General features: G+C 71.2%; 5 protein-coding genes and 3 pseudogenes. 4 read left to right on the top strand and 4 right to left on the bottom strand.

Annotated elements, in window-relative coordinates:
• Window positions 1-467 precede the first annotated feature (467 nt).
• Together OG322_RS41340 and OG322_RS41335 are read left to right on the top strand one after the other, a co-directional pair.
• Entirely contained in the window at window positions 468-1,013 is a 546-nt protein-coding gene (locus tag OG322_RS41340) for a hypothetical protein (RefSeq protein ID WP_329305836.1), read from the top strand.
• A 14-nt stretch (window positions 1,014-1,027) separates the two neighbouring features.
• On the top strand, window positions 1,028-3,688 hold the full coding sequence (locus OG322_RS41335) for a DEAD/DEAH box helicase (protein WP_123466584.1): 2,661 nt from the start codon (window positions 1,028-1,030) through the stop codon (window positions 3,686-3,688).
• A 263-nt stretch (window positions 3,689-3,951) separates the two neighbouring features.
• Here OG322_RS41335 and OG322_RS41330 read toward each other — a convergent pair whose 3' ends face one another.
• Window positions 3,952-4,224: a hypothetical protein gene (locus tag OG322_RS41330; protein ID WP_124287015.1), complete on the bottom strand. Its 273-nt coding sequence runs from the start codon at window positions 4,222-4,224 to the stop codon at window positions 3,952-3,954.
• Between the two features lie 187 nt (window positions 4,225-4,411).
• On the opposite strand from OG322_RS41330, the pseudogene OG322_RS41875 reads away from it, so the two are divergent.
• Window positions 4,412-4,786, top strand: a pseudogene (locus OG322_RS41875) (helix-turn-helix domain-containing protein); the annotation flags it as partial.
• A gap of 32 nt (window positions 4,787-4,818) precedes the next feature.
• On the opposite strand, the pseudogene OG322_RS41315 reads toward OG322_RS41875, so the two are convergent.
• Window positions 4,819-5,103, bottom strand: a pseudogene (locus OG322_RS41315) (integrase core domain-containing protein); the annotation flags it as partial.
• 67 nt (window positions 5,104-5,170) lie between these two features.
• On the opposite strand from OG322_RS41315, the gene OG322_RS41310 reads away from it, so the two are divergent.
• A complete protein-coding gene (locus OG322_RS41310; protein ID WP_124286631.1) occupies window positions 5,171-5,890 on the top strand; it encodes an IS6 family transposase in 720 nt (239 codons plus the stop codon).
• A 105-nt stretch (window positions 5,891-5,995) separates the two neighbouring features.
• On the opposite strand, the gene OG322_RS41305 is transcribed toward OG322_RS41310, so the two are convergent.
• The gene (locus OG322_RS41305) at window positions 5,996-7,456 is read right to left on the bottom strand and encodes an FAD-dependent monooxygenase (RefSeq protein ID WP_329307841.1); all 1,461 of its coding nucleotides are present in this window, start codon (window positions 7,454-7,456) and stop codon (window positions 5,996-5,998) included.
• Window positions 7,453-11,577, bottom strand: a pseudogene (locus OG322_RS41300) (type I polyketide synthase); the annotation flags it as partial. The pseudogene OG322_RS41300 and the gene OG322_RS41305, both read right to left, overlap by 4 nt.
• Window positions 11,578-11,580 lie beyond the last annotated feature (3 nt).

Genomic DNA, 11,580 nt, shown 5'->3' with positions numbered 1-11,580 from the left:
GGTACCACATCGCTGCGCGATGTGCAAGGGGCGCGGGCGCTGCGCTCCCTTCGCCCACGCGGAGCGTGGGCGCCTCCCTCCGCTGCGCTCCTGGAGGCAGTGGGGCGGGCCGCTGCGCGCCCGGTTGGCCGCGCATCGCGCGGCCGTGCCGCTGGGGTGTGGTGGTGCGGCTAGTGGGGCCTCCAGTGCGGGAGTTGGGGGAGCGCGGGGCGCTCCCGGCGGGTCCGCTGCGCTCCCCCGCCTGACGGTCCTTCCGGCTGCGCCTCCAGGACCTGGGGCCCGCTGGCGCGGGCCGGGCTGGCTATGAGGGGTGGGGGCGGCGGGTTTGCGAGTCGTGCCCTTCTGGAAGAATGCACATGTAGAGTTGGTGGAAGCAGGGCACATCCCCTGATGCCCGGAAGGGCTCTTCTCAGGAACGGAACGCGCATGTGGAACCGCCTTTTTGCAGCTTATCGAGGAGTTCGCTGATGTGGTGTGCGGATGACGTGGCCCGGGACGTGGTGCGCCGCCGGGGAGCGGGGCTGAGTGCGGCGGAGGTGTTGGGGAAGGTGGCCGAGGCCGCGGTGCGGGAGCGTGAGACCGCCGGGGGGCTGACGGGCTGGGCCCGTCAGTCGTCCAGTGAGCTGTCGTATGAGGATCCGCAGCATCTGGCCGAGGTGTGGAAGGCCCGGCATGCGGAGTGGCGTCGGGTTCGGGACTGGATCGCCGCCGCTGGAACGGCTGCGTATGACCCTGAGCAGGACAGCGTGGGCAGTGCGTGGGCCCGTGAGCGTGTGGAGCGGAGGGCCGCCGCTCTCACCGGCCATGCGGCGTGGATGGCTCAGCGGCGCGGGGCGAAGGACGAACTCCGTGCGGAGGTGTGGCTGGACGCCTCCACCGGCCGGCGGCTTCGTGCGGTGGCCGAGGGCGCGGGACTCGCCGCGGAGCAGGTCCTCGCCCAGCTCGCGCAGCACGTCGTGCTCGGCCCGGACGGCACCCTCTCCGTTCCGCCTTTCACGCCGGTCAATTCCTAGAAAGGGACCAGGGAATGCCTGCTATTCAGCTTCGGGAACACCAGGTGGATGCGAATGCACGTATCCGGAAGTGGGTGGGGTTCCCTGCAAGAACTGCTGTGCCGGAGGGTGGTGCCCGTGCCACGGTCGTGTCGGCGACCGGGTCCGGCAAGACGATCACCTCCGCCTGGGCCGCGCTCGACAATTTCCGGGACGGGCGGATCCTCGTCATGGTCCCCACCCTGGATCTGCTCGTGCAGACCGCTCTGGTGTGGCGCAGGGTCGGGCATCACGCGCCGATGGTGGCGGTGTGTTCGCTGGAGAAGGACGACGTCCTGGAGCAGCTCGGGGTGAACACGACCACGAACCCGATCCAGCTGGCGTTGTGGGCAGGGCACGGGCCGGTGGTCGTGTTCGCCACGTACGCCTCCCTCGTGGACCGCGAAGACGTCGACGCCCCCTCGGGCCAGGAGAAGGTGCGGGGGCCGCTGGAGGCCGCTCTCGCGGGTGGGGAGCGGTTGTTCGGTCAGTCCATGGATGGCTTCGACCTGGCTGTGGTGGACGAGGCGCATGGTACGGCGGGTGATCTTGGCCGGCCGTGGGCGGCGATCCACGACAATGCCCGCATCCCGGCCGCCTTCCGGCTGTACCTCACCGCCACCCCTCGCATTCTGGCCTCCCCGCGGCCCCAAAAGGGCAAGGACGGCAAGGAGCTGGAGATCGCCAGCATGACCTCCGATCCGGCAGGCCCCTACGGTGAGTGGATTTTCGAGCTGGGTCTCTCGGAGAGCGTCGAACGGGGCGTACTGGCCGGGTTCGAGATCGACGTCATCGAGATCCGCGACCCCGAACCGGTCCTGGGCCTGTCCGAGGAAGCGCTGCGCGGCCGGCGCCTCGCACTCCTCCAGACCGCTCTGCTGGAGCACGCCGCGGCGAACAACCTGCGCACCGTCCTGACGTTCCACCAGCGGGTCGAGGAGGCCCGAGTCTTCGCGGAGAAGCTGCCCGAGACCGCGGCCGAGCTCTACGCCACGGAGGCATCGGACCGGTTCCTCGAGGACGCTGCCAAGCTGCCAGCGTCCTCGATCGACGCGGAACTCTACGACCTGGAGCCGTACCGGCATGTCCCGCCGGACCGGGTCTGGGCGGACTGGCTGTGCGGCGACCACCTCGTGTCCGAGCGGCGTGAAGTGCTCCGTCAGTTCGCCAACGGCATCGACGCCGATGACCGCAGGGTGCACCGGGCATTCCTCGCCTCCGTCCGCATCCTCGGAGAAGGCGTCGACATCGTCGGCGAGCGAGGTGTCGAGGCCGTCTGCTTCGCGGACACCCGCGGGTCGCAGGTCGAGATCGTGCAGAACATCGGGCGGGCCTTGCGCCCGAAACCGGACGGGGCCACGAAGGTCGCCCGGATCATCGTGCCGGTGTTCCTTCAGCCCGGTGAGAACCCCACCGACATGGTCGCCTCCGCCTCGTTTGCACCCCTTGTAGCCCTCCTCCAGGGCCTCCGCTCTCACGACGAGCGCCTGGTCGAGCAGCTCGCCTCCCGCGCCCTGACACGGAGCAGCAGGGAGCGGCCCGTACATGTGAAGCGGGACGCGGACGGGCGGATCATCGGCGCCGAGGGTGAGGGCGAGGACGTCGAGCAGGAGGACGGCACGGAAGCCGTGGTCGAGTCGGCGCTGCTGCACTTCTCCACGCCGCGTGATCCGGCGACGATCGCGGCGTTCCTGCGGACCCGGGTGTTCCGGCCCGAATCGCTGGTGTGGCTGGACGGATACCAGGCACTGCGGCGCTGGCGCGCGGAGCACGAGATCACCGGGCTGTTCTCGGTGCCGTACGACACCGAGACCGAGGTCGGCGTGGTGCGGTTTCCCCTTGGGCGGTGGGTGCATCAGCAGCGCCGGGCGCAGCGGGCCGGTGAACTCGACCCCCACCGCAAGGAGCTCCTCGACCAGGAGGGCATGGTGTGGGAACCGGGCGATGAAGCGTGGGAGACGAAGCTCGCCGCATTGCGGTCCTTCCACCGCGCCCACGGGCACCTCGCGCCACGGCAGGACGCCGTATGGGGTGAGGCGGATGACGAGCTGGTGGCGATCGGGCAGCTGATGGCGAACCTGCGCCGAAAGGACGGCCTGGGCAAAGACCCGGAACGGGCCGGGACGCGGGCCGAGCAGCTGGCCGCCATCGATGAGGACTGGAACTGCCCGTGGCCGCTGGACTGGCAACGGCACTACCGGGTCCTCGCGGACCTCGCCGACACCGAGGCCGGCGGGACCTTGCCCGCCATCCAACCCGGTGTGCTGTTCGAGGGTGACGACCTGGGGAAGTGGCTGGCACAGCAACGGCGGGCGCACACCTGGGCGCAGCTGAGCGGTGAGCAGCAGGAGCGGCTCGGCGGGCTCGGCGTAACACCCGACGCGCCGGAACCCGCCCCGGTGACAGCCCGCGCGGGAAGAGGGGCGGGCGGGCTGTCGGCACCCTTCCGGCGAGGGGTCGCGGCCCTCGCCCAGTACCTCCAGAGGGAAGGACACGAACGGCCCGTCCCGAGGAAACACGAAGAACCCATCGACATCGACGGCCAGAAACACCTCGTGAAACTCGGCGTATTCATCAGCAACACCAAGAGCCGACGCGACAAACTCACCCCCGAACAACGCCAGGTCCTCGCCGAGCTCGGGGTGGAATGGGCCTGACACCGGCCGCGGCCGGTCGTTGAACCCGCCGGACACGTCACAGTGCACCGCGAGACCCCGGACGATGGCGCCCGGGGTCTCGTAATGACGGCACCGCAGGAGCCGACGGGGTAGGCGTGTTGGCCCGGAGACCGGCCGGGATCGCAACGCCGGTGATCGGCAGACCGCACCGAACGGCCCGGCCGGCCCGTGCATGCGCTACCTGCGGCACATCCCCGGCCGGGCCACGGAGACCGAAGAGAACGTGCCGGAGCCGGGCGGGGTCAGCTGTTGCCTCCGCTGTTGCCGCCACCGTTGCCCCCGCCGCCCCCCATGGCAGGAGGGGAGAGCAGGTTGAGGAGGTTGCCCAGGATCTGAGGGTTGTAGATGTACTTATTGCCGCTGCCGATCGAAACATCCGGGCCCTGACCGGCGGAGCAGACAGAGCAACCCTTTTCCCCGCCATAGCCACCGGAACCGGCGGCGGCGGCCAAGCCCGCGTTGGCGAAGACAAGACCGCCGCAAAGAGCCGCGACGACAGCAATTTCCCTGATCACATTCCACCTCTTCATTGGTGACTTCATGCCATTCTGCGGATTCCGTGTACGTCATACCGCTGGGTGGGCCGACCATCCGCGCGCGCCTTGACGCAAGTTCACTCCTTCGGCCCGCTACTGAAACTTGATTGGGTGATGTCGGGCCGTTCGCCTGACATCGGCTGAGTCGGGTCGGTAGCTGTGGGGTGTGAGATACGCGCAGGGTGGCGGTTTGACCGATGCCAAGAGGGCTGCAGGAGAGCGGATCCGGCTGGAAGCGGTCGGTCGTTTCGAGAGTGGCGCGAAGAACCGGGAGATCGCGGCCGCGCTGCGGGTGAGCGAGCGGTCGGTGGAGCGCTGGCGCCGTCAGTGGCGTGAGCGGGGTGAAGAGGGTGTCCGGTCGAAGGGATCGCCAGGGCGTCCGAGGCTTTCGGCAGACCAAATTGCCTAACTGGGGCGGGAGTTGGAGCGCGGCCCGCTCGCCCATGGCTGGGCTGACCAGCGGTGGACACTGGCCCGGGTGAAGACTCTGATCGGACGGTTGTTCCACGTCGGCTACACGGTGGAGGGGACATGGCGGCTGTGAGGTGCCCCCCGGAGTGTGGACACAGGGGTTCATGCCGCGAGTGTGAGTCTACGTTCTGTCTGGTGCTGTTGTTCGAACTCGACGGGTGAGAGGTAGCCGAGCGAGCTGTGGCGCCTTCGCCCGTTGTAGTACGTCAGCCACTGGAAGAGTTCCAGTCTGGCCTGGCTGATCGTCGTGAAGAGCCTCTGGTGCATCGTCTCTCTCTTCAGTCCCTGCCAGAAGCTCTCGGCGAGGGCGTTGTCGTAACTCGACCCGACGCGGCCCATGCTCCTGCGGATCCCGAAACGGTCGCAGACCTGGGCGAACGCGCCCGAGGGCGCGGTCACGTTGGCTGGCTCGTGGGATGATCTTCGGGGTTGATCACGTTGGGGGGAGCCGTCCGTGGTGGGTACACCGCCGTCGTACAAGGGGCACCGATACCCGGTTGAGGTCATCTCGCACTGCGTGTGGCTGTACTTCCGGTTCCCGCTCAGTTTCCGTGAGGTTGAGGAGCTGATGCTCCAGCGTGGTGTCGCCGTCTCCCACGAAACCGTCCGGCGGTGGTGCGCCAAGTTCGGGCAGGACTACGCCAACGCGCTGCGCCGCCGTCGGCCCCGCCCCGGGGACAAGTGGCACCTGGACGAGGTCTTCATCGAGATCAACGGTGAGCAGAAGTATCTGTGGCGGGCGGTCGACCAGGACGGCAATGTCCTGGACATCCTCGTGCAGGACCGCCGGGACAAGGCTGCGGCCAGGCGCTTCTTCCGCACACTCCTCAAGAAGACCGGTGCCGCGCCCCGGGTGATCGTCACTGACAAGCTCCGCTCCTACGGCGCGGCTCACCGCGAGGTCATGCCCTCGGTGCAGCATCGCTCGCACAAGGGCCTGAACAACCGGGCGGAGAACAGTCACCAGCCCACCCGACAGCGTGAACGTGCGATGAAGGGCTTCCGTTCTGCCGGCGGGGCGCAGCGGTTCCTGTCCGCGTTCAGCGGCATCTCACCCCACTTCCGGCCCCGACGCCACCTGATGACCGCACACCACTATCGAGCCGAGATGACCATCCGCTTCGCCATCTGGGAGCACATCACAGGCGCCACCGGCCAGCCCACCACGGCCTGAACACGGCTCCCGAACCCGCCCCACCACACCCCGACACACCGTCAGATGTACGCGCGCCCAACAACGTGACAGCGCCTGGACGACGCCTGCTTCAAGCTGTGGATGTCAAGGACGCCCCGCGCCACGCACGTCGCGGTCCGTGCTGTTCGCCCTCCTCGCCGTCGCGTCCAGCGCGTCGAGCAGGCGGGTCACGGCTTCCCGGTCGGCCGCGGTGGAGCCGCTTGCCGCTATGTGGCCGTCCGGACGGACCAGGAGGAAGCCGCGGTGGGGTGCCGTGCGGTGGGTCAGCAGGTGTGGCCGACGGGCTGCCAGGGCTCGGGCCCAGTGTGCGGCCGCGTCACCGGTGACCAAGGCCAGGCGGTGGTCCGGCGCATGGGCCAGGGCCCACTGCGGGGCGCGGGCGCCTGCCCGGCGGCCGGGGCCCGGGAGTTCGTAGCGCACTCGTCTCCCGGCCAGCAGGGGCACGAACCACCGGCGCAGCACACCGGCGGACTCCAGCGCCTGCCACACCAGGTCACGCACCCTGGCGGCCAACGGCGGCAGCATGAAAACGCGGAGCATGGTGTGGGTGGCCCGGACGGTCTGCTCGGCGGCCTGGCGGCGTTCCTGTCCGTATGTGTCGAGCACGTCCGGATGGAGTGCGCCGCTCACCACGCCCGCCAGCTTCCACGCCAGATTCCGTACGTCCTGAAGGCCCAGGTTGAGGCCCTGGCCACCGAGCGGGGCATGGGTGTGAGCAGCGTCTCCGGCCAGGAAGCACCGGCCCACCCGCAGCCGCGACGCGATCCGCTCGGCGCTCGTGAACTCGCGCACCACGTCCAGCCGGGCCAGGCGCATACCGCGTGGACCGCGCTCCGTCAGCAGGCGCTGGACGGTCTCCTCGGTCAGCGGCGTGTCCGGCGGGACGGCCGTGTAGATCCGGACCGTTCCGTCCCGCATCGGGGCGTACACCAGGGACCCCTTCTCGGACATGGAGTAGTGCACGGCGCCGTGCTCGATGTCCTCGGTCAGCCTGCCCTCGGCGAGCAGGAGAGGCATCGGCACCTGTTCGCCCAGAAACTCGACGTCCAGTGCGGTGCGTACGGTGCTGCGCACTCCGTCGGCGGCTATCAGCCAGTCCGCCTCGATCACGCCTGGTCCGCCGGGACCGTCGGTGCTCGCCCGTACGCCGGTCGTGTCCTGCTCGATACCGGTCACCCGGATACCCCGTTCGACGATGCCGCCCAGCCCGCGCAGGGCCCGGTCCAGCAGTTCCTCCGTCCGGTGCTGGGGCAGCAGCAGGGGCTGGTCGGCGGGGCCGAGGGAGAGGTCGAAGCGACGGCGGCCGGCCAGTGTGAACCGCATCGCCCGCACCGGCTGACCGAGCCGGCCGGCTTCCTCCAGCACGTCCAGGTCGTCCAGTACCGCGAGCCCGCTCGGCCACAGTTGCATCGCCCGGGGGCCGGTTGCCGGGTGGAGGGCGGCGTCCACCACCCGTACGCTGACGCCGAACCGGCGCAGCTCGGCGGCCGCCGCGAGTCCGACCGGGCCGGCGCCGACCACCAGTACGGTGGTCCGGGCGCTCACGCGGACCACTCCAACTCGCGCGGACCGGTGATGTCGTCCAGCCAGTCGGCCAGCGCGGCCGCGGTGTCCGCGGCGTGCTCCTGCAGGAGCGTGAAGTGGTCGCCGGGTACCTCCCTCACCGTCTGGCCGCCGGGCCAGGGCATCTGCCATGACGGCACGCGCCACGGTGTATGCCCGGGCAGCGCCGAGGCCGCCCGTATCAGCAGGGTGGGCGCGGCCGGGTCGGTGGGCTGCCACTGGCCGATGAGCGGAAGGTAGCCGCCCATCGCGGCGACCCGGCGGTCGTCGGCCTCCAGCACGTCCAGTCCGCGCGCCACGCCCGACAGCAGCGCAGGCGGCAGCCCGGCCAGGGTGAGCGGGCCCGGCGGGTAGGTGTCCAGCAGGACCAGAGCTTCGGCAGGGGTGCCGGACGCGGCCAGCCTGGCCGCCACCGCGTGGGCGAGGAGGCCACCCGAGGAGTAGCCGGTCAGTGCGACGGCCCGCCCTTCCGCTCGCGCCGTCACCGCCGTGGTCGCCGCGTCGACCAGCGACGCCCACGAGGCGGGCAGCCGCTCCTCGCCGGCGAAACCCGGCAGTTCGAAGGCGCACACCGCGTGCCGGCCAGTCAGCTCCGTAGCCAGCCGGACGAACTGGTGGGCGCCGGACGTGGCCAGCACGGTGGGGAAGCACATGAGCATCGGCCCGGCCGGGCCGGCGGCGAGGTCGTACGCCCTGGGCACGTCTCGCGCCTGGGCCACGTCGAAGCGCGGCAGCCGGGTGGCCGCCTCGGCCACCCGTTCGCCGAACAGGGCGATCCGGTCCGGATCGGTGGACGCGGCCGCGTCCGCCGCCGCGCGGCGCAGCGCGCCGGGGGCGGGGCGTCCGGTGTGGTCGGTACCGCCGTACACGGCGGGATCGACGGTGCTGCCCTCGGCGCCATCAGCGATGCCGTCTGCGATACGGACCGCCGCGACGCCAGCCGGGTCGACGGCGCGGTCGCCGGTGCCGGCCGCGCCACCGGCGGTGCCAGCCGCGCGGGCGGCCGTGTCGTCCTGCGCGCCGTCGGCGCGATCCGCGCCGAACAGTTCGATGCGCAGATGCCGTGCCAGTGCGTCCGCTGTGCGCAGGTCGAAGAGTTGGCGCACGGTCAGTCTCTTGCCGGTGGTCGATGCCAGTCGGTTGCGCAGAGCGACCGTGACGACGGAGTCCATTCCCAGTTCCAGGAACGAGCGGTCCGGGTCGATCGCGCCCGGGGTTTCATGTCCGAGCAGCGAGGCGACTTCCGTACGTACCAGGTCCAGCAGCCGCCGGTACTGTTCGGCCGGTGCCAGGCCGGTGAGGAACCCCGCATCGGCCCGCTCCCCGGGCACCGGCGCCGGCGGCCGGTGTTCGCGGGCCCGGCCGGATGTCGTGTCCTCGATCCAGAAGCGTCGGGACTGGAACGCGTAGGTCGGCAGGTCGACCGGCTCGGACGCGTCCGGCAGCGACGACGACCAGTCGACGCCTATGCCCTGTACGTACGCCTCGGCAACCGCCGTCGCCATCCGCTCCGGGCCGCCCTCGCCGCGCCGCAGCGTGCCGATGACGACCGCGTCCGTCTCCGCGGCGTGCGCCAGGTCCTCGATGGCGGCGGCCAGCACCGGCTGGCCGCTCACCTCGATGAAAGCCCGGTGGCCCTCGTCCAGCGCGGCCCGGACGGCGCGGTCGAAGCGGACCGGTTCACGCAGGTTCCGGTACCAGTAGGCGGCGTCCGGGGCGGTGGCCAGTCTGCCGCCGGTGACGGTGGAGTAGAGCGGGACCTCCGGGGCTGTGGGCCTGAGCCCGGCCAGTTCCGTGAGGACGGTCTCGCGTACCGGTTCGACCTGGGCCGAGTGACCGGCACCGGGTGCGTCCAGGAGGCGTACGCGGACGCCCTCGGCCTTGTAGCGCGCGTGCAGTTCCCGGCAGGCGTCGGCGGCGCCCGACACCACCAGGGCCTCCGGCCCGTTCACCGTGGCCACGGACAACCGGCCGCCGTACCGGACCAGTTCGGCCTCGATCTCCTCGACCGGCAGTGCCACGGCGAGCATCGCGCCGGTGGCCCGTAGTCCGGCCAGGGCTGTGCTGCGTACCGCGACCACGCGCGCGCCCTCGGCAAGGGTCAGTGCCCCCGCGACGCAGGCCGCGGCCACCTCGCCCTGGGAATGGCCGATCACCGCCGCCGGGTGGACTCCGTAGGACCGCCACATCCGGGCGAGCGACACCATGACCGCCCACAGCACGGGCTGCTGCACGTCGAGCCGCTTCATCGCCTCCTCGTCGCAAAGCGCCTTCGCCAAGTCGGTCTCGACGGGCCAGTCCAGATGCGGGGCGAGGGCCGCCGCGCACTCCCGCATGGAGTCGGCGAACACCGTTGACCGCGACAGGAGTTCGGATGCCATGCCGGGCCACTGGGAGCCGTGGCCGGCGAACACGAACACCGGTGCGCCGCGCTCCTTGGCCGCACCGCGCACCAGCCCGGCCGCAGGACGGCCCTCGGCGAGCGCTGTCAGGCCGGCCAGGACGCCGGCCGGATCGTCACCGAAGAGCATCGCGCGGCTGGGCAGCGCGGGGCGGGCGGCCAGGGCCGCTCCCACCGCCCCGAGGGGCAGGTCCGGCCGCTCGGCCAGGAAGGACGCCAGCCGGCCGGCCTGCGCGGCGAGCGCCTCGTCCCCGCGTGCGGAGACGAGCAGCGGGACCGGGGCCGTGTGCGGGGAAACGGTGTCCGCGGTGCCGGGCACCTGCGGCGGGGCCTGTTCGAGGATCACATGGGCGTTGGTGCCGCTCATGCCGAAGGCGGATACCCCGGCGCGGCGCGGACGTCCGGTCTCCGGCCACGGTGTCTCCTCCGTGACCAGCCGGATCGCGTCGGAGGACCAGTCGACGATCGGGGTCGGCCGGTCCACGTGCAGGGTCTTGGGGACGGTTCCGGCCCGCATGGCGAGGACCGTTTTGATGACCCCTGCCATGCCCGCCGCGGCCAGGGTGTGGCCGATGTTGGACTTCACCGAGCCGAGCAGCAGCGGTTCGTCCCGGTCCCGGCCGTACGTTGCCAGCAACGCGCGCGCCTCCACCGGGTCGCCCAGGCGGGTCCCGGTGCCGTGGGCCTCCACCACGTCGACGTCCCCGGGGGCCAGGCCGGCGGAGCGCAGGGCTTCGCGTACCACCCGCTGCTGCGACTCGCCGCTGGGCGCGGTGAGTCCGTTGCTGCCGCCGTCCTGGTTCACCGCGGTGGAGCGGACGAGGGCGAGCACCTGGTGGCCGTTGGCGCGGGCGTCGGACAGCCGCTCCAGCAGGACGAGACCGATGCCTTCGGCGAAGCCGGTGCCGTCCGCCGACGCGGCGAAGGACTTGCACCGGCCGTCCGGCGCGCAGGCGTGCTGGCGGCTGAAGTCCACGAAGCCCGTCGGGGTGGACATCACGGTGACGCCTCCGGCGACGGCCAGGGAGCAGGTGCCGCCGCGCAGCGCCGACACGGCCAGGTCGAGTGCGACGAGCGAGGACGAGCACGCCGAGTCCACGGTGACGGCCGGCCCCTCCAGGCCGAAGGTGTACGCCACCCGGCCCGACACTACGCTGGTCGCCGAGCCGGTCATCCGGTACGCCTCGATGTCCTCCGGAGCCTCGGTGAGCAGCACCTGGTAGTCGCTGGTGACGCAGCCGGCGTAGACCCCGGTACGGCTGCGGCGCAGGGTGGCCGGGTCGACACCGGCCCGCTCGAACAGTTCCCAGGTCGTCTCCAGGAACAGCCGCTGCTGCGGGTCCATCGCCAGGGCCTCGCGCGGTGAGATGCCGAAGAAGTCCGCGTCGAAGTCGAGCGCGCCGTCGAGGAAGCCTCCCGAGCGGGTGTACGTACGCCCCGGACGGTCCGGTTCCGCGTCGTAGAGGCCGTCCACGTCCCAGCCGCGGTCGTCCGGGAACGCGCCGACCGCGTCGGTGCCGGACGAGACGAGCTGCCAGAGCTGTTCCGGTGAACGGACGCCGCCCGGGAGGCGGCAGGCCATGGCGACGATCGCGATCGGTTCGGTGCTTTGCCGGCGCAGCGCATCCAGCCGGGACCGGGTCTCGTGCAGTTCGGCGGCCACCCGTTTGAGGTAGTCCCGCAGCTTCTGTTCGTCAGACATGGA

This window comes from Streptomyces sp. NBC_01260, assembly GCF_036226405.1.
Classification (GTDB): Bacteria; Actinomycetota; Actinomycetes; order Streptomycetales; family Streptomycetaceae; genus Streptomyces; species Streptomyces laculatispora.
Note: the sequence above shows the minus strand (reverse complement) of the source record. Positions and strands in the feature narration are given on the sequence as shown.